This window comes from Pseudodesulfovibrio cashew (assembly GCF_009762795.1).
Lineage (GTDB): Bacteria > Desulfobacterota > Desulfovibrionia > Desulfovibrionales > Desulfovibrionaceae > Pseudodesulfovibrio > Pseudodesulfovibrio cashew.
The window spans coordinates 2,315,985-2,342,401 of record NZ_CP046400.1 but is presented as its reverse complement, the minus strand read 5'-3'; the positions used below and the strand labels follow the sequence as shown (position 1 = coordinate 2,342,401).

At 59.9% G+C, this 26,417-nt stretch carries 24 protein-coding genes and 1 tRNA gene; 16 read left to right on the top strand and 9 right to left on the bottom strand.

Annotated features, from left to right (window positions below; translation table 11 throughout):
• The first annotated feature begins 327 nt into the window (after window positions 1-327).
• Window positions 328-1,215 (top strand): DUF6731 family protein, encoded by an 888-nt coding sequence (locus tag GM415_RS10450; RefSeq protein ID WP_158947908.1) that lies wholly within the window; start codon window positions 328-330, stop codon window positions 1,213-1,215.
• Between the two features lie 459 nt (window positions 1,216-1,674).
• Here the strand turns inward: GM415_RS10450 and GM415_RS10445 are convergent, their stop codons facing one another.
• Together GM415_RS10445 and GM415_RS10440 are read right to left on the bottom strand one after the other, a co-directional pair.
• Window positions 1,675-3,393 (bottom strand): DUF6538 domain-containing protein, encoded by a 1,719-nt coding sequence (locus tag GM415_RS10445; protein WP_158947906.1) that lies wholly within the window; start codon window positions 3,391-3,393, stop codon window positions 1,675-1,677.
• 126 nt (window positions 3,394-3,519) lie between these two features.
• Window positions 3,520-3,613: transfer RNA gene (locus tag GM415_RS10440), tRNA-Sec, on the bottom strand.
• 250 nt (window positions 3,614-3,863) lie between these two features.
• Between GM415_RS10440 and GM415_RS10435 the strand changes: the two genes are divergently transcribed.
• Window positions 3,864-4,157, top strand: a complete 294-nt coding sequence (locus GM415_RS10435; RefSeq protein ID WP_242012224.1) for a hypothetical protein — start codon at window positions 3,864-3,866, stop codon at window positions 4,155-4,157.
• A 57-nt stretch (window positions 4,158-4,214) separates the two neighbouring features.
• Here the strand turns inward: GM415_RS10435 and GM415_RS10430 are convergent, their stop codons facing one another.
• From GM415_RS10430 to GM415_RS10420, 3 genes are read right to left on the bottom strand one after another with little or no spacing between them, the layout of a single operon-like run.
• Window positions 4,215-4,640, bottom strand: a complete 426-nt coding sequence (locus tag GM415_RS10430) for a hypothetical protein (RefSeq protein WP_158947904.1) — start codon at window positions 4,638-4,640, stop codon at window positions 4,215-4,217.
• A gap of 10 nt (window positions 4,641-4,650) precedes the next feature.
• Window positions 4,651-4,953, bottom strand: a complete 303-nt coding sequence (locus GM415_RS10425; RefSeq protein WP_158947902.1) for a hypothetical protein — start codon at window positions 4,951-4,953, stop codon at window positions 4,651-4,653.
• Window positions 4,943-5,542, bottom strand: a complete 600-nt coding sequence (locus GM415_RS10420; RefSeq protein ID WP_158947900.1) for an RNA polymerase sigma factor — start codon at window positions 5,540-5,542, stop codon at window positions 4,943-4,945. The genes GM415_RS10425 and GM415_RS10420 overlap by 11 nt, the downstream gene beginning before the upstream one ends.
• Before the next feature lie 326 nt (window positions 5,543-5,868).
• Between GM415_RS10420 and GM415_RS10415 the strand changes: the two genes are divergently transcribed.
• From GM415_RS10415 to GM415_RS10395, 5 genes are all read left to right on the top strand, one after another.
• Window positions 5,869-6,498 carry a TetR/AcrR family transcriptional regulator gene (locus tag GM415_RS10415; RefSeq protein WP_158947898.1) on the top strand — a complete coding sequence of 210 codons (630 nt, stop codon included), beginning with the start codon at window positions 5,869-5,871 and terminating at the stop codon, window positions 6,496-6,498.
• A 20-nt stretch (window positions 6,499-6,518) separates the two neighbouring features.
• The gene (locus GM415_RS10410; protein WP_158947896.1) at window positions 6,519-7,520 is read left to right on the top strand and encodes a TRAP transporter substrate-binding protein; all 1,002 of its coding nucleotides are present in this window, start codon (window positions 6,519-6,521) and stop codon (window positions 7,518-7,520) included.
• 99 nt (window positions 7,521-7,619) lie between these two features.
• Window positions 7,620-8,618, top strand: coding sequence for a TRAP transporter substrate-binding protein (locus GM415_RS10405; RefSeq protein WP_158947894.1), 999 nt, complete (start codon window positions 7,620-7,622; stop codon window positions 8,616-8,618).
• 77 nt (window positions 8,619-8,695) lie between these two features.
• Complete coding sequence (locus tag GM415_RS10400) at window positions 8,696-9,202, top strand: TRAP transporter small permease (RefSeq protein WP_158947892.1); 507 nt, start codon at window positions 8,696-8,698, stop codon at window positions 9,200-9,202.
• A 1-nt stretch (window position 9,203) separates the two neighbouring features.
• Window positions 9,204-10,517: a TRAP transporter large permease gene (locus GM415_RS10395; protein WP_158947890.1), complete on the top strand. Its 1,314-nt coding sequence runs from the start codon at window positions 9,204-9,206 to the stop codon at window positions 10,515-10,517.
• A 102-nt stretch (window positions 10,518-10,619) separates the two neighbouring features.
• Here the strand turns inward: GM415_RS10395 and GM415_RS10390 are convergent, their stop codons facing one another.
• From GM415_RS10390 to GM415_RS10380, 3 genes are read right to left on the bottom strand one after another with little or no spacing between them, the layout of a single operon-like run.
• Window positions 10,620-12,200, bottom strand: coding sequence for a DHA2 family efflux MFS transporter permease subunit (locus tag GM415_RS10390; RefSeq protein ID WP_158947888.1), 1,581 nt, complete (start codon window positions 12,198-12,200; stop codon window positions 10,620-10,622).
• 3 nt (window positions 12,201-12,203) lie between these two features.
• Window positions 12,204-13,433: an HlyD family secretion protein gene (locus GM415_RS10385; RefSeq protein WP_158947886.1), complete on the bottom strand. Its 1,230-nt coding sequence runs from the start codon at window positions 13,431-13,433 to the stop codon at window positions 12,204-12,206.
• 57 nt (window positions 13,434-13,490) lie between these two features.
• Window positions 13,491-14,057, bottom strand: a complete 567-nt coding sequence (locus GM415_RS10380) for a TetR/AcrR family transcriptional regulator (RefSeq protein ID WP_158947884.1) — start codon at window positions 14,055-14,057, stop codon at window positions 13,491-13,493.
• 303 nt (window positions 14,058-14,360) lie between these two features.
• Here GM415_RS10380 and GM415_RS10375 point away from each other — a divergent pair, with 303 nt between their 5' ends.
• The 7 genes from GM415_RS10375 to GM415_RS10345 all read left to right on the top strand — a co-directional run bounded on the left by GM415_RS10375 (window position 14,361) and on the right by GM415_RS10345 (window position 22,592).
• Window positions 14,361-15,410, top strand: a complete 1,050-nt coding sequence (locus tag GM415_RS10375; RefSeq protein WP_158947882.1) for an ABC transporter substrate-binding protein — start codon at window positions 14,361-14,363, stop codon at window positions 15,408-15,410.
• Window positions 15,407-16,462: a FecCD family ABC transporter permease gene (locus GM415_RS10370; RefSeq protein WP_158947880.1), complete on the top strand. Its 1,056-nt coding sequence runs from the start codon at window positions 15,407-15,409 to the stop codon at window positions 16,460-16,462. Before GM415_RS10375 ends, GM415_RS10370 begins: the two co-directional genes overlap by 4 nt.
• Entirely contained in the window at window positions 16,462-17,307 is an 846-nt protein-coding gene (locus GM415_RS10365; protein ID WP_158947878.1) for an ABC transporter ATP-binding protein, read from the top strand. The genes GM415_RS10370 and GM415_RS10365 overlap by 1 nt, the downstream gene beginning before the upstream one ends.
• 59 nt (window positions 17,308-17,366) lie before the next feature.
• Window positions 17,367-17,996 (top strand): class I SAM-dependent methyltransferase, encoded by a 630-nt coding sequence (locus tag GM415_RS10360; RefSeq protein WP_158947876.1) that lies wholly within the window; start codon window positions 17,367-17,369, stop codon window positions 17,994-17,996.
• Window positions 17,997-19,817, top strand: coding sequence for a radical SAM protein (locus GM415_RS10355; protein WP_242012223.1), 1,821 nt, complete (start codon window positions 17,997-17,999; stop codon window positions 19,815-19,817).
• A gap of 152 nt (window positions 19,818-19,969) precedes the next feature.
• A complete protein-coding gene (locus GM415_RS10350) occupies window positions 19,970-21,553 on the top strand; it encodes an ArnT family glycosyltransferase (RefSeq protein ID WP_158947874.1) in 1,584 nt (527 codons plus the stop codon).
• Window positions 21,554-21,758: 205 nt separating this feature from the next.
• Window positions 21,759-22,592, top strand: coding sequence for a BON domain-containing protein (locus tag GM415_RS10345; protein WP_158947872.1), 834 nt, complete (start codon window positions 21,759-21,761; stop codon window positions 22,590-22,592).
• 52 nt (window positions 22,593-22,644) lie between these two features.
• Here GM415_RS10345 and GM415_RS10340 read toward each other — a convergent pair whose 3' ends face one another.
• A complete protein-coding gene (locus tag GM415_RS10340; RefSeq protein WP_158947870.1) occupies window positions 22,645-23,427 on the bottom strand; it encodes a prepilin peptidase in 783 nt (260 codons plus the stop codon).
• Window positions 23,428-23,562: 135 nt separating this feature from the next.
• Between GM415_RS10340 and GM415_RS10335 the strand changes: the two genes are divergently transcribed.
• Together GM415_RS10335 and GM415_RS10330 are read left to right on the top strand one after the other, a co-directional pair.
• Window positions 23,563-24,852, top strand: coding sequence for a phenylacetate--CoA ligase family protein (locus GM415_RS10335; protein WP_158947868.1), 1,290 nt, complete (start codon window positions 23,563-23,565; stop codon window positions 24,850-24,852).
• A 2-nt stretch (window positions 24,853-24,854) separates the two neighbouring features.
• Complete coding sequence (locus GM415_RS10330; protein WP_158947866.1) at window positions 24,855-26,405, top strand: exo-alpha-sialidase; 1,551 nt, start codon at window positions 24,855-24,857, stop codon at window positions 26,403-26,405.
• The last annotated feature ends 12 nt before the right edge of the window (window positions 26,406-26,417 follow it).

Genomic DNA, 26,417 nt, shown 5'->3' with positions numbered 1-26,417 from the left:
GAATGTGAAGACAAAAACGTCATTGAGTGATTGTTTTTGATCATTTACGAAGAAAGAAGTCAACCGTTTTCTTCTTTGGTTTTTGATGAAAAAAACGATCGTTTTTGTCTTCGAGTGTGTGGACCGAATCCTCACGTTTTGCGAGAGAGTGGTGGGCATCTGTATTCGGATGATCCGCTTGTTCGTCAAACAAGGGGGGCGATCGTACTCTCGTTTGCTCATTGAGTTCCAAGATAAGTTGACCGTTATTACGTCATGGTGGACATATGATTGAGATGTGCGATAGGAGAATGCATAAACAAATTCAAAATACTCGCGAGGTATGTAATGAAAGCGGTAAAATTTGACTTCTATCGTGTCCATTTCCCGGATGAAGATGGCTTGGAAGATGCCCTTGCGGATATCATAGGTTTAGATTACCCGGATCGGACATGTGATATCAATGGTTGTCCGGTTTGCTTGGATGCTCTCGAAAACGGTCGTCGAAATCTGATTGACGGCCTTCTTGTCAAGGTTCGGATGGATGGCATCCCGCCCAAGAAGAATATAACGACCGGAGCCAGTTCCTCCATCGATTTGGACGAGGACGAGGGGCTTGGTGAAGACACTGCATTTGTGTATGACCCCACCTTGAATGTGCTCGTGATGCAGAGGAATAGGATGGGGGTCACGGCTTCCCAGTTTGCCCGATATCTGTATGACCAGTACGACCTTGACGAATGGGTCCGACTTGACCCCATTTTGGTGTCAGGGGCGTACCAGAGGTTGGCTCAATTGGGTGTTTTTCGAAAACTTCGTGTACGGGTTGCCCCTTTAGGGAACAATAATGTCTTCCGGGATCAGGGGCATAGCGTTAACAGGCTCGTCGATTTGGCCGAGCAATTCGAAGCACCGGTCATAGATGTGACGATCGGTATGGGGCATCAAAGACAAGGTTCTTTGAGTGGGAATGCTATCCGGCGTACCATTGAAGAACTCACCGGGATACGTGGCGAACGTAACGGAGCCGTGACTCGGATTGAAGTCACCGGGAAAGATGATGATGACTCGGAGAGTTGTTTCATCGATTTGATTGAGGAGAGGATGGTTGAAGAGGCTATGGTTCCTTTGAATGAGGATCGCCAGTTGGACGTTGGAGGCCGCGTCGGAGCCGCATATGACGCCTTAAGGCGCAGACGTGTTGAATTGCGTGGATTACTTGAGGAACTTGGGTGATGGGACTTTGGGTTGAAAAGTATTACCCGCTAGGGGTATCAATTCTGGCTGCGTTTGTTTATTTCCTCGTGTTCGATTTGGTTAGTCCCAAGTTCACGTTGGAAAATTTTTTAACGACGTTGATTAGCGTATCCTCAATAATTCTCGGCTTTTTGTTCACGGCGATGTCGATCCTGTACACCATACAGGATAAAGATATCGTACGGCGTATCCGGTCCAGTGGAGGATTTACTCAGCTTATTTCGTATATGCTTCGCGCTGTAAATGGGTGCCTGCTATTGGCTGTCTACGCGGGGTGTTGTTTGTTATTTGGTATGGAGAAAACAGATAAGTGGTTCATGATTTTTCTCCTTCTGTTGATTGTCTATTCCATTGCGACGTCATACCGGGCCATCCATATCTTTTACCGACTTCTTCATTCTGGTGGACTTGGTGACTGATTCTATCCGTGACTCGATTTTATTTTTTGCCGGGATGGTATTTTGAGTTTGTGAGATGTGATAATTTCACGTCGAAATTGACCTTGAGCATCAGTTCTTCATATCTGATCCATTCATTATAGTCGCTTGCGTAGTAGTCCCCCGACATCGACTGCTGCCGATTTCCTAACGCGCTTGCATGGCCAACGGTTTCTTCTACCATTTCAATAGGGACGCGGGCCTGTTTGGCTGCATCAATGAATGTGTTTCTGAAACTGTGAAAGTCTTTTTTGAATCCGGCCCTCGGCGGCTGGATGTCGAGCTTCTTCTTGAATCTGTCGTTGAACCACTGGGAGACGACCTTTCCGTATTTGCCCTGCCTCGGCTTGATCTCAGGGAAGACGCGGTCGTGTCCGGCCTTGTGTACGCGTTCGACGAAGGCCGGGAAGTTCAGTTCGTCTGTCAACACCGGGTGCAGGGGAACTGTCCTGATCGCGTTGACGGTTTTAACCCGTGAGGAGTCGTCTTCGTCATCCGGCCTGATCCGGATGCACCAGAGGTCGTCGGCCTTGTAGAGGTCGTCGCATCGCAGTTGGGCCAACTCGGACTGTCTCGCGCCGGTGTATAGTGCCAGCGGGACCATCCAGAACTGGTACGGCGAGCGGAAGGAGTCGTTCACATACTGCGGGGCGGCGAACATCTTGCGCAAATCCTCGATGGTGTATGCCTCGTGTGTGGAGTGCTGCGGCTTTCCCTTAGGGAGGCGTTTGCCGTCTGCGAAGTTGGTCGTCATGTATCCTTGGTTGATGGCCCACCGGAAGAAACGACCCATGACGCCGATTTTGTCGTTGACGGTGCGAGCTGTGACCGTCTTGTCGTGTTCGAGCCTTGATACCTCCACGACGGACAGATTCGGGAAGTTCTTCGTGTAGTTCGGTGGTAGAGCCTTCAGCACCTCGACGTACTCGCGCATCATGGGGTGGTTCACGTCCTCGATATGCACGGCACCCGTGATCGCCATGAACTCCCTGATGGTGAATTCGTATTTCACGTTCGTCTCAGGCGTCTTCTCACTGGCATTGATGAAGTCCACGATCAGTTCTTCAATGGGTTCTGGATCGAATTCGGGAACAGGAGGAGGCGTTACCGCAAGGGGGGCAGGGAGAGGCGAAGCGGCAGGCCGGGCATGTGCGGTAAAGGCCTCGTCGGGGAACAGCTTGTCGAGATACTCCTGCTCTGCGATGACGTCTCCTTCCGCTCGGAGTTTGCCGACGTGGGCGAACTGGACGATGACTTTATGCATCTGCCGTGCGAGGAGGTTGTACTCAAGGGTGTCAACGGGGATCGGGGCGAACCCGCTCATGGACAAGAATTCGTCGATGAAGGGCTTGATGCTCGCGTTGTCGGCTTTCTTCATGCTCTCAGTGACTTGGTCGAGAAAAAAGGTGGACAGGCCAGCGTCGTCTTCGATCTCAACGGGAGCGGAGCGGAGAAAGTCGTCAAGCTCGACCAAGTATTTCAGGTAAGTGCGAAGGTTTCGCTGAAGTTGCTGCTTGTCCATGGATTTGCTCCTCATTGCCCGCTCAAGGAATTTTCTGACGGCAGAGGCTAACTGCCCGGCCTTACGCTTGGCAAGGCGTTTACGGCCCGTTTTCAGGCTGATTTTAATGACCTTCTTCCCGATGGTCGGCTGTAGCGGTTCCGGGATGAAGTAGCGAAAGTGGTAGGTCGTCCCTTGGAGCGTCAGGTAGTCGCTCATGATGGCCTCGCACTAGGTCGATTTGACGTTGGATCGTCCTAAAAGCGTCCTAGTTTGTGTTGCGAGAACAGGGTGTTAGGTGGCCTTAAAGGGAAAAGGCCTGCATAACAGGCCCTTATGATCGATTGGCGGAAGCGTACAGGAGTCGAACCTGCCTACGACATCACTGCCGTACATTGGTTTTGAAGACCAAGCGACACACCGGTGCCGAAACGCTTCCATATTGTCCCTGCGGACTGCCGCCCTTGAGATGCGGCGGGGCAAGGTGGTCAGATTTAGCAATTTTCGGTTGGCGGGACAAGGGGGAATGTTTTAGCCGAGGTTTCGCCCCGGGTACGTTGGCAATGGGACTACATCATACCTTCCGATACTGGAATCTGTACTTTCCCGTACCGATGGCGTAAACATGATCAAGTGACCGCAAACCTTGCTTTCCGTGTGCGGCCTGCCACAAGACAAGGGAGTACCTGATGAAAACGACTCGTATGCACTACATCACGGCAGTCTTTGCCTGCCTCAGCTTTTTCCTGTTCGCCGCCATGGCCGGAGCCGCCGACATGGGCCCGACGCTGAAAAAGGCCTGCACCGCATGCCATTCGGCCAAACGGATCTGTCTCAACCTGGGAGTGAAAAGCCCAGGAGCCTGGAAGGGAACAGTGTCCAAGATGGTCGCCAAGGGCGCCAAGCTGGATGCTGGACAGATAGATGCGGCTACCGGTTACCTTGCCGGGTTGGCCCCCGGCTCCGGACCGCTCTGCAAATAAACAGGGAGAAGCCGGACCGAGAGAGCCACTCCTCCCCGTCCGTCCTACGGCGGATGCCTAAGGCATGCCCGGACGAGGCGGCATGGGCGGAGGAAGTCTGAAAAGGCCCATCTCGCCTTTGTGCCGCTTTTCGAGCAGGACTTCGAAGCGCTTACGCTGCTCCGGCGTCAGGTGCTCGCTAATCCGCTCCTTGCCCTTTGCGAATGCGGCTTCGACGCGGGGAAACGTCTCCTCGCGGATGGCCTCCAACTCGTCCTGTGTCGCATCCACTATCTCGGCGATGGCAGCCATGGCTCCGGGCGACGGCCGCACCTCCTCCCGAAGGTCCGTAAGCACCCGCTCGCGCATCTCCTTCCTGAAAGCCGAAGGATCCTCCGGCGGTCTGAAGTGCTGCCGCAGGAACAACCCAAGGCCGGTCACGCCCACAAGTACACCACAGACAAAAACCGTCAGAAAGGCGGTCCACACTCTCCATTTGCTCATGGTTCCCGTCCTAGAGATTCAAGAATGACAGCGGGTTCAGCGCGTACACATGGTTCGCGTAAAGCGAATGCAATTCATTGGAAAGCCCATTCAAGACCGGCCCTGCGGCCACTGCGCAAACAACAGCAAGCGTTGCCGCAGCATAGGTAAAGCGAGGGGCGAGGCGCAGCAACTCCGATACCGGGGGACGGTAGGAAGCCGAAATCTCACGAATTACCGCGTCTTGCCACGCGGTCGACAGCCTGGGAACCCGCCGTTGGGCATGAATTGCGCCCAGCAGGCGAAAAAAAGGGGTCCTCTCGTTACGATGCATGCAGCCCTCCTTGGATGCCGTGCCGTTTCAAGAAGCTCTTGAGTTTGCGTTTGGCCCGGTAGGCGCGCACCTTGACGTTGGGCACGCTGATGCCGAGCATTGCAGCCGTCTCCTTCACTGACCTTTCTTCCAGATAGGTCAGGGTGACGACCATCCTGTCCATGGGGGCGAGCTGATCCAGCAAAAGTGAAAGCACTTCCTGCGCCTCCGTCTGCCGCACCAGCGCGTCAAACCGCTCCCGGGACTCCACAGCCATGGCGTTCTCCAGAAACGCCTGCCCGTCTTCGCTCAGGTCGCTGGCCGAGGACTCCCGCCTCCGGTAACGCGCCCGCCAATAATCATGACAACTCCGGGACGCGATGGTCACCAGCCAATTGGCGAACGGCTTGACCGGGGCATACCCGGACAGGGAGCCGTACGCCCTGATGAACGTCTCATGGACAACCTCGGTCACGTTTTCCGCCGGTACATGGGACCCCACCACGCGGGCCACAGTGGACTCGTACCTTTCGAGCAAAAGCTTAAAGGCATCCGCGTCACCGCCGAGGACCTCGGCAATGATCTGCATGTCGTCCGGTGTTCCGGGCATCGCTTCCTTATCAGTAATCGTGTTCCGACTACGCACTGTGCCCCAAGCGGACGGGTTGGCGCAAGCAGGACCTGGTGGCCCTGTGGCAGACGCAGTTCGGTTACATGAATACAATCGTTCAACGCCGAAGAATGGTTACAAGAAAATCTTGCGACCGGAACGCTTTTTGTCCGTCCAAGTACCCCATCCCCTCTTGACACCCCACTGCCCCCCTGCTACCTCTCGGGCTGAGAATGACCATCGGTCATTTTCTGACCGCAAGTCACTTCGCGACCGTCGGTCAATAATGATGAACTCAGCCTTCGGGCCAACGGAAAACACGAGACATGGCGAAAAAACAGCAGGAAAAGTCCCAGCAGACCATGAACGAACTCATGGCTTCGGCGGTGGCGCTCTTCGGTTCAAAGGGGTTCGCCCAGACGTCCGTGGCGGAAATCACCGAACATGCCGGATACGCCAAGGGCAGCTTCTACCGCCACTGGAACAGCAAGGATGAGCTGTTCCTTTGCATCGTTGAACAGAAACTCAAGTCATACCGAGAGGCCCGCGAGGCCAAGGTGAAGCAGGCCTCCAACCTGGAAGAAGCCATGAACGTCATCTGGGACTTCCTGGAGACCATCGTCAACGACCGCAACTGGTCGTGCATCTTCCTGGAGTTCACGGTCTACTCAGCCACCAGCGAAATCCTTCGCAAGCTGATGAACAAGTCCATCTACCGCCTTTCGAACGAAATCTTCGCCGACCTGGTGCGGGACCACGTGGAAACCGACTTCCCCCCGGAAAAGATCGGCGCCCTGAACACCGCCCTGTTCGAGGGCTATCTCATCCAACACACCCTGGACAACGATGTCCTGACCTTCCGGGAGATACGCGAGGCGGCCATCGAACTCGCCCTGAAGAACGGCACCATCAAAGGCTCCGGGCCGGAGGACGGCTGTCCGCCGGCAACCTCATAAATTCAATAAGGAACCATATCATGAAAAAGCTGTCCCTGACCCTTGTCGCATTTTTCGCCCTGTCCGTGGCGCTGACCTCACTGGCCTGGGCCGAGGTCACCCTGAGCTATTCCAACTTCTTCCCGCCCACCCACATCCACTCCAAACTGGCGGAGCAGTGGTGCAAGGAAGTGGAAAAACGCACCGACGGAAAGGTCAAGATCAATTACTATCCCGGTTCCACCCTGACCAAGGCCAAACAGAACTACGACGGCGTGGTCGAAGGCATCTCCGACATCGGCATGTCCTGCCTGGCCTATTCCCGCGGACGCTTCCCCACCATGGCCGCCGTAGACCTGCCCATGGGCTACGCGTCCGGCGTCCAGGCCACCCAGGTTGCCAACGCGGTCTACAAGAAGTTCGACCCGAAGGAATTGAGCGACGTCCAACCCATGTACTTCCACGCCCACGGCCCCGGCCTGCTCTTCACCACGGAGAAACCCGTGGCCGTCATGGAGGACCTCGCGGGCCTCAAGATTCGCGCCACCGGCAACTCCGCCAAGCTGATCAAGGCCCTGGGCGGCACTCCCGTGGCCAAATCCATGTCCGAGAACTACCAACTGCTGCAGAAAGGCGTTGTTGACGGCTCCATCCACCCGGTGGAATCCAACAAGGGCTGGAAGCTGGCCGAGGTGGTCAAGTTCGGCACCGAATCCTTCTCCGTGGGCTACACCACCACCTTCTTCGTGGTCATGAACAAAGACAAATGGGATGCGCTGGACGCCGAGACCCAGAAGATCATCAGCGAGATCAACGACGAGTGGGCTCTCAAGCACGGTCAGGCCTGGGACGAGGCCGACGCCGAAGGCAAGGCCTATTTCCTGGAAAAGGGCGGGAAGTTCATCCCCCTGTCCGCCGAGGAATCCGCCCGCTGGGCAAAAGCCGCCCAGCCGGTCATGCGTGAATACGAGAAAAACGTCGCCGAAAAGGGCATCGACGGCAAGGCTGTCGTCGAGTTCATCGAGGCCGAAATGGCCAAATAGAGAAGCTTAGGCCGCCCGCGCGAATATGGCCGCGCGGGCGGCCAGCACATATACGGGAGAGTCCTCTCTCCTCGGAACAATGCAACACCGGAGACATCGATGAAAAAAACCCTGACGACGCTTCTGGCGGTAGCCGTGCTCTGCGTGGCCCTGCCCTCCCTGGCCCAGGCCGAGGTCACCCTGACCTACTCCACCTTCTTCCCGCCCACCAACCACCAGGCCAAGCTGGCCGACGAGTGGTGCAAGGAAGTGGAGAAGCGCACCAACGGCGAGGTCAAGGTGCAGTTCTACCCCGGCCAGACCCTGACCAAGGCTCCCCAGTGCTACGACGGCGTCGTGGAAGGCATCTCGGATGTCGGTTTCTCCTGTCTGGCCTATTCGCGCGGCCGCTTCCCGACCATGGCCGCCGTGGACCTGCCCATGGGCTACAAGACCGCGGCACAGGCAACGACGACTGCCAACGCCGTATATGAACATTTCAAGCCCGCCGAGCTGGATGACGTCGAGGTCATGTACTTCCACGGCCACGGTCCCGGCCTGCTCTTCACCACCGACAAGCCGGTCAAGACCCTTGAGGACATGCAGAACCTCAAGATCCGCTCCACCGGCAACTCCGCCAAGCTGGTCAAGGCGTTGGGTGGCACTCCCGTGGCCAAGTCCATGTCCGAGAACTACCAGCTGCTGCAGAAGGGCGTGGTGGACGGCTCCATGCACCCCATCGAGTCCAACAAGTCCTTCAAACTCGGCGAGGTCTGCAAGTTCGGCACAGACTCATTCGACGTGGCCTACACCACGGTCTTCTTCATCGTCATGAACAAGGGTAAATGGAACTCCCTGGACGCCAAGACCCAGGAGACCATCCGCGAGATCAACAGGGAATGGGCTGTGAAACACGCCCAGGCCTGGGATGATGCGGACGTCATCGGCAGACAGTTCCTCAAGGACCAGGGTGGCGAAATAGTCTCCCTGACACCGGAAGAGTCCGCCAAGTGGGTCAAGGCCGCCCAGCCCGTGCTCGACAGCTACGTGCAGACAGCCGACGAGAAGGGACTTGACGGCAAGGCCATTCTCGAGTTCACTCGCTCCACATTGAAATAGCCACGCAACCCAACGGGGCGGGCCACCTGGTCCGCCCTGTTTTTTCGCCCAACGGGGCGTAAAGGAACGAAACGGAAATGGAAGCAACCAAGGCAGCCCTGCAACGGAAGCCATCACTCCTCGACAGACTCGAAGGCGTCATGCGCAAGATCGCGGCCACATGCCTCATGGGCATGGCGCTGGTCACCGGCGCGGACGTGTTCATGCGCGGCGTGTTCAACACGCCCATCTTCGGCAGCGAGGAGATCGTAAGCATCCTCGGCATCATCGTGGTCGGGTTCGCCCTGCCCTACGCCCACTATCAGAAATCCCACATCGGCGTGGAAATACTGGTCCGCCGCCTCTCCAGGCGCACCCGCGAAGCCCTCAAGCTGCTGACCAACTCGGCGACCCTGGCCCTGGTCGCCATCATCACCTGGCGCATGTTCCTCTACGCCCAGAGCCAGGCCGAGTCCGGCGAGGTCTCCATGAACCTGGAGCTGCCCGAGTACCTGGTCATCTACGTCCTCTCCTTCGGGTTCTGCGCCTACACCCTCTGCCTGCTGGCGGACATCATCAAATTCTTCAAGAAGAGAGAGGCGTAGCATGGACCCGACTACCGCCGGAATCATCGGCATCGCGATCATGGTCTTCCTCTTCATGACCCGCATGCCCGTGGCCTTCGTCATGATGCTGGTCGGCTTCGTGGGATTCTCCCTGCTGACCTCCTGGAAAGGCGGGCTGAACCTCATGAGCCGCAACATCTACGACGCCTTCGCCTCCTACGAGCTGTCCACCATCCCGCTCTTCATCCTCATGGGCCAGATCGCCTTCAACAGCGGCATCTCGCGGCGGCTCTACAACACGGCCTACCATTTCCTGGGCGACATCCGGGGCGGCCTGGCCATGGCCACGGTCTCGGCCTGCACCGCCTTCGGCGCGGTCTGCGGCTCCAGCCCGGCCACGGCGGCGACCATGTCCACCGTGGGCATCCCGGAGATGAAGCGATACGGCTACGCCAACTCCCTCTCCGCCGCGTCCGTGGCCTCGGGCGGCGGCCTGGGCATGATCATGCCCCCTTCGGTGGTGCTGATCATCTACGGCGTGCTCACCGAACAATCCATCGGCGCGCTCTTCGTCTCCGGCATCCTCCCGGCCATCCTGCTCACGATCCTGTTCATCATCGGCATCTATCTCCAGTGCAAGATGAATCCGGCCCTCGGCCCCAAGGGCGGCTCCTTCACCACCCGGGAAAAGCTCAAATCGCTGGCCAACCTCATTGATACCATCATCATCTTCGTGCTGGTCATCGGCGGCCTGTTCCTGGGCTGGTTCACGCCCACCGAGGCGGCGTCCATCGGCGTCATCGGCGTGCTCGCCCTGGCCGCCGTCAAACGGCAGCTCACCTGGGAAGGATTCGTCAACTCGCTCTACGAGACACTGCGCACCTCCTGCATGGTGCTGGTGCTCATCGCGGGCGCCGTGGTCTTCGGCAAATTCCTGGCCGTGACCCGCATTCCCTTCGACATCGCCAACTGGGTCTCGGCCTTCGACATGCCGCCGTTCGCCATCATGGGGGCCATCATCCTCATCTACTTCATCGGTGGCTGCTTCATGGACTCCCTGGCCCTGATCATGCTGACCATCCCGGTCTTCTTCCCGGTGGTCACGGGCATGGGCTACGACCCTATCTGGTTCGGAATCATAATCGTCCTGGTCACTGAAATGGGCGTGATCACCCCGCCGGTGGGCATCAACGTCTACGTGGTCTACGGCATGTGCCAGAAGATTGCGCCGGACGTAACCCTGGAGGAAGTGTTCAAGGGCATCCTGCCCTTCATGCTCTCGATCATCGTGGGCATCGCACTGCTCTTCCTGTTCCCGCAGATCATCCTGTTCCTGCCGGGGCTGATGTATTAGGAAATACGGCCCCCGCACGACACGTGAAACCACGCAAAAAAAGCCTTCCGGTCAGCCGGAAGGCTTTTTCTGTCGGAAACACTTTAGGCTCGACCTACTACCCTAGGATTTACTTTTTTTCTTTCCCGCCAGCGCGAGGACCTGAGCCTTGCCGGGGAGATAGAAGACCATGGGTACCAGCAGGAAAAACAGGCAGCCGAAGATGAAAGAGATGTCGTTGTAGGCAAGCATGGTGGCCTGGCGCATCAATTTCTTTTCCAGCAGGCCGAGGGCCAGTTGCGAAGCCTGGAGCGCGCTGGCGCCCTTTGCCTGCAAGGCCTGGGCGAGCTTGGCCAGGTATTCCTGAGAGGTGGGATCCAATGCGCTGACATGGTCGGCCAGATAGGTGCGGTGGCTGGTGATGCCTCTGTCCAGGAGGACCGCCACAAGGCTGTAGCCGATGTTGCCTCCCACGCGGCGCGCCAGGGTGTAGATGCTGGAGGCATCCGTGACCAGACTCCTGTCCACAGTGCACAGTGAGACCGTGCTCAACGGCACGAACATGAACGGCATGCCCACCCCCATGATCAGCAGCGGGGGAACCAGGTCGAAGAAGCCCGCCTGCACACTGAGCTGCATCAGGTCATAATAGGACCACACGATGATGGTAATGCCCGCCATGACCAGCGGTTTGGCCCCGACCTTCTGGTAGGCCCAGCCGGCCACGGGCATGAAGATCATCAGGACCATGGCGCGCGGGGCCAGGGCCAGGCCGGACTCGAAGGCGGGGTAGCCGAGGATCTTCTGCGTGAACTGGGGCAGGACAAAGGTGGTGCCGAACAGGGACACGCCGAAGATGAGCCCCATGACCGAGCCCAGGACCAGGTTCTTGTCCTTGAAGACCCGCAGGTTGACTACAGGCTCCTTGCAGCGCCATTCCCAGAAAATCAGGACCACCAGAGAGAGCAGCGTGGCCACGGTCCAGTAGCGGATCAGGGTAGAGTCGAACCACTGCTCTTCCTGGCCCCGCTCAAGCACCACCTGCATACCGGTCAGGAACACGGTGAGCAGACCGATGCCGAGCCAGTCCACGAAGCGGATGCCCCTGCGCAGATAGGGCGGATCATGGACGAACTTCATGGTCAGGACCATGCCCACGGCGCAGACCGGCACGTTGATGTAGAAAATCCAGGGCCAGCCCCACATGTCCGTGAGCCAGCCGCCGCAGATGGGCCCCAGAGCGGGGGCCAGGACCACCCCCATGCCGTAAAGCGCCATGGCGATGCCCTGCTGGGCCGGGGGAAAGGTCTCGCGAAGAATGGCCTGAGAGACCGGAATGAGCGCTCCGCCGCCAATGCCCTGAATCACGCGATAGATGATCATCTGCGGAAAGGTCGTGGCCGTGCCGCACAGGACCGAGCCCACGGTAAACAGGGCGAAGGAGGCCAAGTAGAAATTCTTCCGCCCCAGCAGCGCACTCCACCACCCGGACATGGTGACCATGATGATTTCGGCGATGCTGTAGCTGGTGGCAACCCAGGTAACCGCCGAGAGGTCCGTGCCGAAGGAGCCCATCATGTGCGGCATGGACACGTTGACCACGCTGGTGTCCATGACGGCCATGAAGGCCCCGAAGACCACGGTGAAGGCGATAGTCCACCGCTCCGCAGGAGAGGTCTCCTCCGGCGACTTGAAGAGGGACATGGGCTATCGGACCGCCGTGCCGGACTGTTCGGACCGGGCGCTCATGCGCTCGTCGCCGGACCCGGCGGAGATGTCCACACTGGGTACCACGGACATGCCGGGCGCCAGCAGGTAGCCGTCATTGCCTGCCTCGGCGTCCAGAACGATCTTGACAGGCACGCGCTGCACCACCTTGATGAAGTTGCCGGTGGCGTTCTCCGGCGGAAGCAGCGTGAAGCGGGAGCCCGTACCGCGCTGGATGGAGTCCACGTGCCCCTTGAAGGGCACCCCGGGATAGGCGTCCACCTCAATCTCCACGGGCTGGCCGGGACGCATGTCGGAAATCTGCGTCTCCTTGAAGTTGGCCACCACCCAGACATCGGAATTGACTATGGCGAACAGTTGCTGCCCCACCTGCACGTACGCGCCGGGCTCGACGGTCTTCTTGGTCACGTAGCCGGAGCACGGGGCGGTGATATGGGCATAGGAAAGATTGAGTCTTGCGCGCTCCACTTCGGCCTCGGCCTCCCGCAGGTCGGCAGCCTTGATCTCCACCTGGGCCTGGGCCTGGTGAAGCTCATCCTCGGCCGCGCCGATGGCCGCCTGGGCCTGAATGGTCCTGGCCGACTGGGTCTCCACCAACCTGTGGGCGGAATTGAGCTTGGCCCGGCTCACGGCGGCCTGAGCCCTTGCGTGATCGTATTCCTGACGACTCACGGCCCCGGCCTGGGCGATCTTCTTCATCCGCTCCAGATCGCTCTTGTCGCGGTTGTTGCCGGCCTCGAACTCGGCGACACCGGCGCGGGCCTGGGCCAGCTCCGCCACGTAGGAACTGAGTGCGGCGCGCTTCTGCTCCATGACCTTTCCGGCGGCGGACGCGATCGCCTCCGCCTCCTGCATGGCCGCTGCGGCCGAGGCACACTTGGCCTCTGCAATCTTCAGGGCCACCTCGAAATCGCGTGGATCGACCTCGGCCAGGAGGTCGCCCTTTTCCACCCGCTGATTGTCGGTCACGAGCACGTTGGCCACGTGACCGGCCACGCGCGGGCTGATGGAAACCACCTGCGCCTCCACAAAGGCGTCGTCAGTGGATTCGTGGCTGATGATCCTAAGATACAGGGGGTAGCCCACAACCACACACAGAACCAGCGCCACCACGGCGATCAGGCCAAACGTCTTCCTGCGGCCCAACGCACTCCGGCCTGCGAAGAATCCCTTCTTACCGGCGGTGCCGGTTGCCTTTTCATTGGTCATTTCCTTCCCTCGTAATCACGTAAAAATTCGTCTGATGCCAGCGTGCCGAAAGCATGGTCACGCTTTCTTGAGCCCGCGCAGGACAAAATCGCAGGCATGGTTGCAAATGGTCTTGATGTCCACCCCCTCGGGCTTGAAGAGACAGACGGACCGAATGAGCCCCGGGATATACTTGGCCGTGAGCGCCGGGGTCGCATCCTCGAACACCCCCTGGGCGACGCCCCGACGGATGATCTCCTCAATCAGAGCCCAGAGCTCCCTGCGTTTCTGCGACCATTCATCCGTGGTCGGGCAGGTCATGACCACGCCCAGCAGCTCCACATTGGTAGCCTTGCCGTATATGTGCTCCGCCAAATCGCGGACCACGGCGGTCAACTGCTCGTCCGGCGGCATGGCCTTGTCGGACAGAATTTTCTGCAGGCGGTCCACCAACACGTCGAAGCCCCGAAAGAGGACGGCGAAATACAGGTCCTCCTTGCTCTTGAAATAGAGGTAGAGGGTCCCCTTGCCCACGGAAGCGGCCCTGGCCACGTCACTCAGAAGCACCTTGTGAAAGGGCTGCTTGGCAAAAAGATCGGCCGCAGTATCCAAAATTCGCGTTTCTTTCTCGGAGTACTCTTTCATGTCAATTCACTAGATATCGATATATTTCAATTGAATATGTTTAAAACGATCGGTTCTGCCTTCGCATGGCAGAACTGACCGGTCAGTTCTGATGCCTGCTTCTACTCCCTGTAGCGCGGGGAAGTCAAAGACTGACTCAGGGTACTACGCACAGCGTCTATCCGTTTCGTCCCGGTCACGGGAAAGACAAAAAGCGTGACGGCCTTGGTGTAAAACCAGCTTTATGCTTTGTTGAGCACAACTATACCCAAACCGGTCCGAAGCCCGGCCGGGGAAAAACCCAATATGGTCAGAGAGGATACCATGCCATCACGAATCATCGCCCGGGCCGCCGGTGCCGCCCTTCTCCTTTTCATCGTCATCCTCGGTTGCCCGACGCAAGCCAAGGCCAGGGAGATCACGGACATGGTCGGGCGGCAAGTGACCATTCCGGACACCATCGTCAAGGTCTATGCGGCCTCTCCGCCGGAGACCATGCTTGTCTACGCCATCGACCCTACCCTGCTCGCCGGACGCAACCGCCCCATCAGCAAAAAATGCCGCAGATACGTCCACCCTTACATGGCGACTATCCCCGAGGTGGGAGGCTATTTCGGCCAGGGCAAGACCCCCAACCTTGAGAAGCTCATCGAAATCCGGCCCGACGTGGTCATCGGACGGAAGTCCAATGCCAGAAACGACAAACTGGAAGCATTTCTCGCCGAGTTCAAAATCCCGCTGACCTACATCGTCATTGACGAACTGCGCCAGTACCCCGAGGCGTTCCTGGTGGCCGGAAAGATTCTCGGCAGGCCCGAGCGGGCGAAAGTTCTTTCGGAGTACACGGCCAAGACCCTATCCCGGGTCGTGACCAAAACCTCAGCCATGCCCGAGGCCGAAAAGGTCCGGGTATACTATGCCGAGGGGCCCGACGGGCTAAGCACCGAAAACAGCACGTCCATTCACGCCGAACTGATAAACCTCGCCGGAGGCCACAACGTTCACCGCCATGGCAAGGCCGGACGGTACGGCAACGAAAAGATCACCCTGGAAAAGGTCATGACATACCAACCGGAAGTCATCTTCGTGGACCAGCCGGGCTTTTACAAAAGGATCTTTTCGGCTCCGGGCTGGAAGACCCTCCCCGCAGTCAAAAACAAGCGGGTCTACCTGACGCCCAAATGTCCGTACAACTGGTTCGACCGCCCGCCCTCTTTCATGCGCGTGCTGGGCCTGAAGTGGGTTGCCGACACCCTGTATCCCGGTCTCTTCGACTGGGACCTCCGCGAGGAGACGCGGGAATTCTTCTCCATTTTCCTGCAGCAGGAAATAACAACGGGTGAAGCGGAACAGCTGCTGGGAGCCTCGAAATGAAACGAACGGCGGCGCGCATCCTTCCCACCCTGCGGGGGAACAGTCCTGCCTCCCTGCTGGCTGGCCTGGGGATTGTCCTGGCCGCCTGCATGGCCATTTCAATGACCATGGGCAACTATCCTATCTCTTATGAGGAAGTAGGCCGGGTGATCAGCCACCATATATTTTCGACGGACGGGGTGGACGCCGCCCGGCAACAGTTGCTGAGCGGCGTCCTGTTCGAAATCCGCGCCCCGCGCCTGATCGCCGCCGCGCTCATCGGGGCCGCCCTGTCGGTCTCCGGAGCCGCCTACCAGGCCATGTTCGTCAACCCGCTGGTCTCACCGGGCATCCTCGGCGTGCTGCCTGGCGCCTCCTTCGGTGCAGCTCTGGGCCTGCTGGTGGCAGACTCCACCCTGGGCGTGCAGGTAATGAGCTTCACAGGGGGCGTGCTCGCCGTGGGGCTGGCCCTGCTCCTGGCCCGCTTCTACGATGGCGACAAGGTGATGATGCTCATCCTCGGCGGCATCATCAGTGGTTCCCTGTTCACCTCGCTGCTTTCCATCGTCAAGTACACGGCTGACCCCACGGACCAGCTCCCTGCCATCGTCTACTGGCTCATGGGCGGCCTCTCCCTCGCCGACATGAACACGGTCGCAGCGACGGCCCCACCGGTGCTCATCGGCATAGCCTGCATCCTGCTCATGTCCCGCCACCTGAACATCCTGAGCCTAGGGGACGAAGAGGCAAAATCCCTGGGCGTCAACGTACGTCTGATCCGCCTCTGTCTCATCTTCCTGGCCACGGTGGTCAGCGCGCTCACTGTTGCCGTGGGCGGCCTGATCGGCTGGGTCGGCCTCGTCATCCCGCACATCGGCAGAATGCTCGTGGGGCCGAACAACGCTATCCTGCTTCCGGCCTCGGCCCTGATCGGAGCCATTTACCTTGTTGTGGTGGACGACGTGGCCAGGATGCTGCTCGACGTGGAGATTCCCCTGGGCATCATCACTTCACTGGTGGGCATACCCTTTTTCTCACTTGTCCTTAAGAACACCAGAAAAGGATGGAACTGATGCCGCTCATCCGCGCCGAGAACATCCGCTTCGCCTACGGGGAAGCCCCTGTACTGAACAGCGTCTCCTTCACCATCGGCAAGGGAGAGCTCGTCTCGATCCTCGGGCCCAACGGGTGCGGCAAGACCACTCTGCTCAAAATCCTGCTCGGGCTGAACGCCCCCGGTTCCGGGCAGGTGTTCCTGGACGGCGTTCCCCTCTCCCGAATGAACAGGAAACGGCTCGCCAGGATGGTGGCCTACGTGCCGCAGGTCCACACCCCCTCCTTCCCCTATCCGGTCAAGGAGGTGGTCAAGATGGGACGCATGCCCCACAAGCCGTTCTTCGCCCTGTTTTCCCGCGATGACGAGGATATCGCCTGCCAGGCGCTAGAAAAAATGGGCATCCTCCATCTCAAGGACAAGCCGTACACCCGGATCAGCGGCGGTGAGCGCCAGTTGACCCTCATCGCCCGTGCCCTGGCCCAGGGAGCGCGCATCTTCATTCTGGACGAGCCGCTCAACGGCCTGGACTACGGCAACCAGCTCCAGTTGCTCGAGCAGCTTCACGAACTCTGTGCGGAGGGGTACACCTTTATCAAGTCCACCCATTTCCCGGAGCACGCCCTCTGGGTGGCGGACCACGTGATCATGCTCAAGGACGGCGTCATCCACGCCGACGGCGCACCCGGCGAGGTGATTACCGGGGAAAACCTGTTCTCGCTCTACGGAGCCCGGGTCCGGGTCGTCCCCTTTGCCGAAAATTTCAGCATCTGCATACCTGAGAATCTTCGTTCCCGGGTGTGCGGCACTCTTTTCCCGGCGGAGGCGCCCGTCCGGCCCGAGCGCACGGTCGCCACCGCATGATCCGGGCCCACCCCTGTCCGGCAACCCCAACCCAGGCAATACCAACAAGGAATACCGCCATGGCCATCGAGGAAAAAAACAAGGACTTCTACCGATACACCGAGAACCACCGTTTCGCCTCCATGTACCCCCTGCTCGCGCGGGAGATAGTCGAGGAATACGGCGTAACCTCAGGCTCGTGCCTCGACATCGGCACAGGAAGCGCGGCCATGGCCATTGAGCTGGCCAAACTGACCGACCTCCAGATCGCCGCACTGGACCCCGAGCCCGAGGCGATCGAACTGGCTAAGGGAAATCTGGCGCCTCACGGCATCAACACCGGGCGAATCCGTTTCATAGAAGCCGCAGTGGAGGACATGCCCCTGCCGGACGCAAGCGTCGATCTGGTAGTCAGCAGGGGTTCCATCCCGTTCTGGAAAGACGCCGCAGCAGCGTTCCGGGAAATATGGCGCGTCCTTGCAAAAGGCGGCGTAGCCCTCATCGGGTGCGGGTTCAGCCACTACCAAACCGTGGAAGAAGTGGAAAAGATGCGCCCCAACTGGTCTCCCGAGGTTCTAGAGGAACGAACCCGCTGGAAAAAGGGGACGGCTCTCACCGATGCCTTGCACAAGGCCGGGATCACTTACAGCGCCATCCTGGACGACAGCTACGGCACCTGGGTGGAAATCCGCAAACCGGAGGATGTGTAAGTGTTGCTCGACGCGCAGGAAAGATCGGCACACTGTCCGGTCTGTGAAAACGAATGCCTCATTCCCGAGGGCGGAACAGGACGCTGCGGACGCTATGAGAACAGCCGGGGAGCGGTTGTCGAGCGCTTCCCGGACCGCTACCTGCTCTCCTGCCCCATCAAGATAGAGACCATGCCGCTGCTTCACTTCCACCCGGGCGCGAGGTTTCTCCAGCTCAGCACCGTAGGATGCAACTTCGACTGCCCCGGCTGCATCTCCACGGTCATAGTCCGGGAAATGAACCCCGACTCCAGAGCCCTGCACCGTCTCACGCCGGAACAGGTGGTGGAGAAGGCCATCCAACACGGTTGCGACGGCGTCACCTTCCTGATGAACGACCCTCTTGCGGCGTTCGATACCTTCATTGCCGTGGCCAAGCAGGCCAAGGCCAAGGGACTCAAGGTCGGCTGCGCCTCCAACGGCTACTTTTCAAGGCAGGCCATGGAGCGCGTCATCCCCTTGCTGGACTGCATCAACATCGGGGTCAAGGGGCTCTCCGACAGCGGCTATCAGGACTGCGCCGGATTCAAGGGCGTATCGCCCGTCCTACGGAACATCAAACTATTCCACGAGGCGGGAGTCCACGTGGAGGTCGCCTGTATTCACAAACGAGACAACGCCGGTGAGCTGCTCGAACTCGCGGCCATCCTCCGGACCATTTCTCCCGGCATTCCCCTTCAGGTTATGCGCTTCATCCCGCTGGAGGGTGCGGACCCGGACCAGGAGCCGCTGATCAGGGATACCGAGGAGCTCTGCGTGACCCTGCGCCAGTTCCTTGACCACGTCTATGTCTTCAACTCTCCCGGCACGGACATGCTGGACACGGTCTGCACAGAGTGCGGCGAGCGGCTGGCCCGCAGGGACTTCTACGGCCCCATGGGCGCGCGTCTGCTCAAAGTGGACGTGGGCGGCGCACCGCCCGTCCACTGTCCCGTCTGCGGCCATGAGGCCGGAATGACAGGTCTCCCCACCATGTCCGGCTTCAAGGAAAAGCACTTCCAAGGCGGTTACCCCTTCACCAGGGCCCTTGAAATCGTGGAGTCCATCCTCATCGCCATGGGGGCCGAGGACGCCTCGGAGACCGTCAGCGTCTGGGAACACCTGCTCTGCAACCACAAGATGCAAGACCTCCATCACGACATCCAGCGGACGGACAAGTACGCAGAGCTGGTCCGCTTCTTCGGCTCCCTGGTGGGCAGAGAAACGGCAGCGGAAGAGCTGGCAACGTACCTGGAGGAGAAGACGGAGCGCGTCAGGCGGCTCTGCGCCGGACAGAAGCACAGCCCCAGAGTCTATTACGCCATGGGCAAGCCGCTCTTCTGCATCAAGGGCGAACGCTTTGAGAACCATCTGGTGGAGCTCTGCAACGGCATCAGCGTGAACAGGGAGTTGGAACTGGGGGGGCGGCCCGGCATGAGCATCGGCAGAGAAACGCTGATCAGACTCAACCCGGAGGTCATCTTCATCTCCTCCTTCCTCTCCAATTCGCCGGACGTCTTCCACCAGGAGTGCGAGGACAAGGGAATCGACGTGGAAGCGGTTCGCCAGAGGCGCATTCACACCTCACCCATACCCAGCAGCGATTTCGGCAGCCCGAAGTGGGTGCTGGGGCTAATGCATGCGGCCAACGCCATGCACCCGGAAGCGGCCCGATTCGACATCGACAAGGAGGCCAGGGAATTCCACGACCGATTTTATGGCGGGGACTTCGACCCGCTCGGCGTCAACCGGTCATTCGCCAAACCGAACAGCGCCTGGAGGTGGGACGTGCCGGTCAGGTAGACGGGACCTGACTACCTCGCTCCACTCCCGACGCCCGGCGGAGCTCCTTTCTCCAGGGACCCGCCGGGCTTGCTTCGGGAGTGCTGCCGTGGCCGAGGGAAAAGCCCGTGCTCTTGCCACGGCCGCACATATAATATATCCATCCCCACGTCATGAGCGCGCCCAATCAATCCCCCTCCCTGCGTCTGGACGTGATCGCCTTTGCGATCATCGCCGTGTCCCTGGCCGTACGCTACTGGTTCGTGGCCACAGGCCAACTCAACCTGGTCCAGGATGAGGCCCAGTACTGGGACTGGATACGCCGCCCGCAACTTTCCTATTATTCCAAGGGTCCGCTCATCGCCTGGGTCATCGCGGCCTGGTGCAAGGTCTTCGGCTCCACCGAGCTGGGCGTGCGCTTCGGCTCGATAATCGGCATGACCGGTATCCAGACCGCGCTCTACGTTGGCGTCTCGCGCGTCTGGCGGGAATATCGGCTGGCCCTCTACGTCCTGTTTGTGGCCGCAACCCTGCCCCTGCTCAACGGGCTGGGCATCCTGATGACCACGGACAACCCGCTGATCCTCTGCTGGACAGTGGCCTTCTTCGCGCTCTCCGCAGCCACGCGCAACAAGCCGGACCACACGCCCGGCAACCTGCCGTTCGTCATAATCAGCGCCTGCCTGGCCCTGGGCATCCTGGCCAAGTACATGATGCTCGCCTTCCTGGCCTTGGGCACGATCTATGCCCTCATCCTCCATTTCCGCGGCCAGCTCCCGGAACGGTTCTGGCGGCGTTTTGCCCTGGCCGCCCTGGCCGGAACCGTTGTCGGCATGCTGCCCATCGTCATCTGGAACATGCAGAACGACTGGGTGGGCTTCAAACATGTGGCCAAGCTTACCGCCGGCAAGGACAAGCCGTTTTCCATTCGGTTTCTGCCGTTCCTGGAGATGTTCGGAGCGCAGGTCGCGCTCTTGGCACCCTGGTGGTTCCCGTTCATCATGCTCGGCGGCTGGCGGTCCATCAAAAAATCCTGGTTTGGGCCGGTGGGCTCCTTTGACGAAAAATACCGGCACACGCTCCAGGCCGCCCTCTTCTTCTGGCCCCTGTGGCTGACCATCACCCTCTGGGCACTGAAATCCAAGACCGAAGCCAACTGGACCGCAGTCTCGTTCATGGCCGCTGCCATTGTGGGCGGCTCCGCCTTCCAAAGCTGGTGGGAGAATCCGGAGCGCAAAGCGCGGGGCAAGCGGCTCCTGGCCGGTACCGCCGCCATGTTCACCCTGCTCATCTTTGCCTCTCCCCTGGCCCCGCTGCCGGATCAGTACAACATCACTCACCGGCTCAAGGGGTGGGAAGACCTGGGCCAGGAAATGCAGCGGCTCATGGACACGGAGTTTACGGATTCGTCCAAGGTCTTCCTGTTCTCAAACAAATACGACATCACCTCGGAGCTGGCCTTCTACACACCGGGGCAGCCCATCACCTTCTGCCTGTGGACCGCTGATCGGCGCATGAACCAGTACGATATCTGGCCCGGCCCGGGCGAGGCGCACAAGGGCTGGGACGCCATCATGGTCCGCAAGCGGCACACCACCAATCCCATCCCGCGCCAGACCCTCGGCCTCTTCGAGGAAATCAGCCCGCCCATCTACTACACGACGTCGTTCAACGACGCGCCAGCCAGAAAGTTCACCCTGCACCTGTGCCGGGGCTTCAAGGGCAAATGGCCCGAGCACTCCAGCAACCGGTTCTGAGTCCACTTTTAATTGACTAACCCGATCACCCTTGGCGAGCATCCATTTTTAATGGATATGCGGTCATATTTTCCCATCTCCACAAAACGTCAATATACTGTAATTATTCATTTTATCTAGATACCAACAACTGGCGTGATTTTTGCTGATTTGGCAATCAGGGTGGAGCCTTTCTCTTTTTCAAGCGGGCATAGGGCAGACGACAATGAACGGACTCAAATTCGCACTAGCATCTCTTCTTTTTCTCCTGTTGCCGGGCTGCGCCGCCGTTCCCTTCGGCATTGGGCTCATTCCCGGCGCACCTTCCTATTTTTCGTCGGTCATCGGCAACGGCCAGACCGCCTATGAGACAGCCGTGGACGAGCGCGACTCGCGCCAACAGATGCTCGACGCCATCATCGAGGGACACGCCCAGGCGGAGCTTTACAAAGACAAGGACATCAGGCCCGCCCAGATCACGGCATACTGCTATTTCGGCAAGCTCTATCTTGTCGGAGAATATGACTCCCAGAAGCAGCTTGAGAAGATTTACCAGTGCATGGACAAGGTCGAGGACAAACGGACGGTCATCAGTCGCCTCTACCTGAAAGACGACAAGGACGAATCGAGTTTCCTCTCGGAGCAGGCAAAGATAACCGAGCTTGAGACGCAGTTGCTGGCCGACTTCGAGGTCACCAGCTCTCCGGTCAAGGTTGAGGTCGTTCACGGCGACATCATCCTGCTGGGCGTGATTTCGGACAAGGCCGAGCGGGACAAGATCATGGCCCACGCCCTGGCGTCGGCTGGCGATGGCAGAGTAATCTCCTATCTTTACCATTCCGAAATCGCAGGTCCTTCGCCGCGCACCATGACCGCTGAAATACTGCCTGCGCCCGCAGCGGTCAGCCCGATCCCAAAAGCAAAGAAAAAGAGCACCCCGAAACGGGTGAAATCCAAGAAGACCGACAAGAAGGTCAGCGAACCGGCCAGAACCAAGGCCGTGGCCTCCAACATCCCCAGGCCGCCCGAGGTGGTCAACGGACGTGTCTTGGGACTCTGAGGAAAGTTTTCGAAAAGCCGCCTGCACCAGGCGGCTTTCTCATTCTCAGGAACTACCGGGCCACCCACCAGCGCATGACCGGCTCACCATACAGAATATAGAGCATGCACCCCAGGCTGAGAAACGGCCCGAAGGGTATCCGCGTCTTGAGCCCACGCCCCTCGGGACGAAGCATGAAGATCACACTGCCCACAGCCGAAGTGACGGCAGCGGCCAGGACAGTCAGAGGCAGGCCCGTAAGGCCGGTCATGGCCCCGATCATGAGCATGAGCTTGACGTCGCCGGTGCCCAGCCCCTCGTCCTTGCGCCAAAGCCGGTAGCCTTGCTGCAGAACCCAGAAGAAGCCTCCCCCGGCCACCGCGCCAAGCACGCCGTTCTGCCAGCCGGGCTTGTCGAGCACGAAACAGGCGGCAAGAGCCAGGGCGGCCCCGCCGAGAGTGATGCGATTGGGCAAAAGAAAAGTCTCGAAATCAATGATGCTGCCCGCGATGAGCATGCAACCGAGCACCAGATGCACACCCCAGGCCAGGGTCATGCCGTCCACGTGGGCCAGGGCAAGGGACCACGCCAGACAGGCCACCTCCACCAGGGGATATTGGAGCCCGATGGCAGTGTCACAGTGACGGCATCGCCCCCTGAGCAAGAAGTAGCTGAGCAGCGGGATGGTATCCCGCCAGCCGAGCTTTTCGCCGCAAACCGGACAACGGGAGCGCCCCGGCCTGAGGATGGGCGACTCCGCCATCCAGCGCTGGACGAAGATGGTGGCCAGGCCGCCCAACTCAAGCCCGAGTACGGCCGCGCCCAGATAGAATGCCCAAAGGGGTACGTATTCCATGAAAGTCCCTTCCCTCTTGAAGAATTGCGCCTTTTGCTGCATGAATACCGCGAGGGACGGTATCTCCCGGAACTACCGGATTTGGTGGTTCGAGACAAGGGGAGCCGCCTGTCGTAACGCAAAAGGAGATTTTTCATGGACCGCCGTTTCATCCCCGACCTTACAGAAGAACAGATTGCCGACAAACAGCTGGCAGGCCTCAAGTGGACCGTGCGCCACTCTTACGATGGCAGCCCCTTTTACAGGGCCAGGCTGGACGAGGCAGGGATGAATCCGGAGGACATCAACACCCTGGATGACCTCCGCAAGCTGCCCTTCACCACGGCGGAGGACCTCAAGAACGGCTATCCCATGCCCCTGCTCTCGGTGCCCGAGGCGGATGTGGTCCGTATCCACGGCTCCAGCGGCACCACTGGCAAGCGCAAGATCCTGGCCTACACCCAGAATGACATCGACCTGTGGAAGGACATGTTCGCCCGCTGCTACGAGTTGGCCGGGCTGACCGTGGAGGACCGGGTGCAGATTTGCGTAGGCTACGGCTTGTGGACCGCCGGGGCCGGCTTCCAGCTCGGCTGCGAACGGTTCGGGGCCATGGCCCTGCCCGTCGGGCCGGGACTTCTCGAAATCCAGCTCCAAATGCTCACCGACCTCAAGTCCACCTGCCTCTGCTCCACGGCTTCCATGGCCCTGCTCATGGGTGAGGAGGTCCAAAAACACGGCCTGCAAGACAAGATCGCGCTGAAGAAGGCCATCTTCGGAGCCGAGACGCACACGCCCAAGATGCGCCGTCAGTTCGAAGAAGCCCTGGGGTTGGAGGACAGCTTCGACATCATCGGCATGACCGAGCTCTACGGCCCGGGCACCGGACTGGAGTGCATGGCCCATGAAGGCATCCACTACTGGGCGGACCTCTACATCATGGAAATCCTCGACCCAATAACTTTGGAGCCCGTTGCCCCCGGCGAGGTCGGCGAGATGGTCGTCACCTCTCTACAGAAGGAGGCCTCCCCGCTCATCCGCTACAGGACCCGCGACCTGACGCGCCTGATTCCCGGCCAATGCTCCTGCGGCGTATCCATGCCACGCGTGGACAAGATCCAGGGCCGCAGCGACGACATGTTCATCTTCCGGGGCGTGAACATCTACCCCGGCCAGATCGGCTCGGTCCTCGAAGGCTTCACCGCCCTGTCCGCGGAATACCAGATTTCCCTGACCCGACGGGACGGCCTGGACCACATGGCCGTGCGCGTGGAGTGCGCCCCGGACACCGGTGCCGAGTCCTGCGAGCACCTGTCCCGCGCCGTGGCCGACGAAATCCGCAAGCACATCCTGGTCCGCAGTGAGGTCAAGATTCTCGGACCGGGCGAACTCCCGCGCTCCTTTGCCAAGACGAAACGGGTGCAGGACGAGCGCGGCGAAGACTAACCATGCCCACCCTGACGGACCGGGCCGACCGGCACGTGGTCATCGACCGCCGGGAGGGAGAATATCTCTGCTTCCCGGATGTAGTGTTCTCCGACGAACGCCTGATTGTCGCCTACAACGCCGCCGAACAGCACGTCACGCCGTCCAGGCGGGACCTGTTAGTGCGCGCCAGCCGGGACCTCGGGCAGACCTGGGGAGACATTGTCCGCGTGGATGTCCGGCGCAGCCACTGCCCCAGGCTGAACAAGCTGCCCGACGGCTCACTGCACATGACCTCAAGCAACGTCTTTCAGCATTTCAGCAAGGACAACGGCCAGACCTGGGATACCCGGAAGATGACCGGGTTCGCCCACGACATGCTGGACCGGGTCATCGTTCTCGACGACGGCTCCTGGCTGACCACCGGGCACCTGCATAGGGGCACCGAGCCGCATCCCGCCATACGACAGGCCCCGACGGAGCAGATGGTCTACCGCTCGGACGACCAGGGTGAACACTGGCTTACCGTCTCGGTCATCGCACGCGAGCGCAACCTGGTGCTGTGCGAGGCATCCCTGGTCCGGCTGCCGGACGGACGCCTGCTGGCGCTGCTGCGCGAGAACAGTTTCATTTATGAGCCCATGTACGCTTGTCTGAGCGAGGACGAAGGGGCCACCTGGTCCGACCCCATACCCACACCGCTCATAGGCCACCGCCCCACGGTTGGGCTGACCTCGCAGGGGCTCCTGCTCGTCACCTACCGCAACGTGGCTCCGGATATGGGCACCTGTGCCTGGCTGGGCACTCCGGAGGAGTTGCTCGGCGGCTTCCGAGTCCAGGGCCGCCATGAAGCCCCGGCAGACCTCGCGCTTACCGACGAGGGACTGCGTATCCACAACAAGGAGGACACCGCTCCCCCGGTCCGATATGTCCTGCGCCCGCTCACGGACCCGCGCTCGGCCACGGCAACGCTGGAGGCGGAAGTGCGCGTCGACATGGCCGGAGATAACGGCTGCGGCTTGCGACTGGGCACCTGGTGGCGCATTTTTCCGGACAGGATAGTGCCGGACACTGAAGACGGGGGTGCGATCCCCCTTGCGCCGGGCCGATTCCATACCCTGCGACTGGACTATGCCCATGGCCAAGTGGCGCTCAGCGTGGACGGCGAGGAGCGCTTGGCCATTGAAGTCGAAGAGGATTGCGCCGAAACCCGCGCCATTCTCTTCGGCGCGCCCTATCCTTTTAAAGACAACGATGTGGACGCAACCTGGAGGCGCGTGTCCCTGAGTACCCGCGAACCCCGCCTGCAACGCTCTTACGCGTGGTCATGGCATGCGGGACAGGGAATGCCCGACCAATGGGCGCTGGACAACATCCTCGAGCTCAAGAACGACCGGCACGCGGCGGCCCCTGACTTCGGATACTCAGGCTGGGCCGAACTGCCTGACGGGTCCTTTTTCTGCGCCTACCACCATGGCGACGGCACCGATCCGGAATATTCGCCCCTGTTCACCTCGCACATCATGGGTACGCGGTTCCGGCCTGCCGATTTCGAGCCCTCCCTTGGCTCCTGACCGGAAATACGG

Bases quoted from the DNA above. Each gene is read 5' to 3' on its own strand.
- GM415_RS10435 (WP_242012224.1), top strand. From the start codon at position 3,864: ATGAAAACGACTCGTATGCACTACATCACGGCAGTCTTTGCCTGCCTC.
- GM415_RS10430 (WP_158947904.1), bottom strand. From the start codon at position 4,640: ATGAGCAAATGGAGAGTGTGGACCGCCTTTCTGACGGTTTTTGTCTGT.
- GM415_RS10390 (WP_158947888.1), bottom strand. From the start codon at position 12,200: ATGTCCCTCTTCAAGTCGCCGGAGGAGACCTCTCCTGCGGAGCGGTGG.
- GM415_RS10395 (WP_158947890.1), top strand. From the start codon at position 9,204: ATGGACCCGACTACCGCCGGAATCATCGGCATCGCGATCATGGTCTTC.
- GM415_RS10345 (WP_158947872.1), top strand. From the start codon at position 21,759: ATGAACGGACTCAAATTCGCACTAGCATCTCTTCTTTTTCTCCTGTTG.
- GM415_RS10360 (WP_158947876.1), top strand. From the start codon at position 17,367: ATGGCCATCGAGGAAAAAAACAAGGACTTCTACCGATACACCGAGAAC.
- GM415_RS10450 (WP_158947908.1), top strand. From the start codon at position 328: ATGAAAGCGGTAAAATTTGACTTCTATCGTGTCCATTTCCCGGATGAA.
- GM415_RS10415 (WP_158947898.1), top strand. From the start codon at position 5,869: ATGGCGAAAAAACAGCAGGAAAAGTCCCAGCAGACCATGAACGAACTC.
- GM415_RS10340 (WP_158947870.1), bottom strand. From the start codon at position 23,427: ATGGAATACGTACCCCTTTGGGCATTCTATCTGGGCGCGGCCGTACTC.
- GM415_RS10370 (WP_158947880.1), top strand. From the start codon at position 15,407: ATGAAACGAACGGCGGCGCGCATCCTTCCCACCCTGCGGGGGAACAGT.
- GM415_RS10420 (WP_158947900.1), bottom strand. From the start codon at position 5,542: ATGCCCGGAACACCGGACGACATGCAGATCATTGCCGAGGTCCTCGGC.
- GM415_RS10350 (WP_158947874.1), top strand. From the start codon at position 19,970: ATGAGCGCGCCCAATCAATCCCCCTCCCTGCGTCTGGACGTGATCGCC.
- GM415_RS10335 (WP_158947868.1), top strand. From the start codon at position 23,563: ATGGACCGCCGTTTCATCCCCGACCTTACAGAAGAACAGATTGCCGAC.
- GM415_RS10445 (WP_158947906.1), bottom strand. From the start codon at position 3,393: ATGAGCGACTACCTGACGCTCCAAGGGACGACCTACCACTTTCGCTAC.
- GM415_RS10380 (WP_158947884.1), bottom strand. From the start codon at position 14,057: ATGAAAGAGTACTCCGAGAAAGAAACGCGAATTTTGGATACTGCGGCC.
- GM415_RS10365 (WP_158947878.1), top strand. From the start codon at position 16,462: ATGCCGCTCATCCGCGCCGAGAACATCCGCTTCGCCTACGGGGAAGCC.
- GM415_RS10410 (WP_158947896.1), top strand. From the start codon at position 6,519: ATGAAAAAGCTGTCCCTGACCCTTGTCGCATTTTTCGCCCTGTCCGTG.
- GM415_RS10375 (WP_158947882.1), top strand. From the start codon at position 14,361: ATGCCATCACGAATCATCGCCCGGGCCGCCGGTGCCGCCCTTCTCCTT.
- GM415_RS10330 (WP_158947866.1), top strand. From the start codon at position 24,855: ATGCCCACCCTGACGGACCGGGCCGACCGGCACGTGGTCATCGACCGC.
- GM415_RS10385 (WP_158947886.1), bottom strand. From the start codon at position 13,433: ATGACCAATGAAAAGGCAACCGGCACCGCCGGTAAGAAGGGATTCTTC.
- GM415_RS10405 (WP_158947894.1), top strand. From the start codon at position 7,620: ATGAAAAAAACCCTGACGACGCTTCTGGCGGTAGCCGTGCTCTGCGTG.
- GM415_RS10425 (WP_158947902.1), bottom strand. From the start codon at position 4,953: ATGCATCGTAACGAGAGGACCCCTTTTTTTCGCCTGCTGGGCGCAATT.
- GM415_RS10400 (WP_158947892.1), top strand. From the start codon at position 8,696: ATGGAAGCAACCAAGGCAGCCCTGCAACGGAAGCCATCACTCCTCGAC.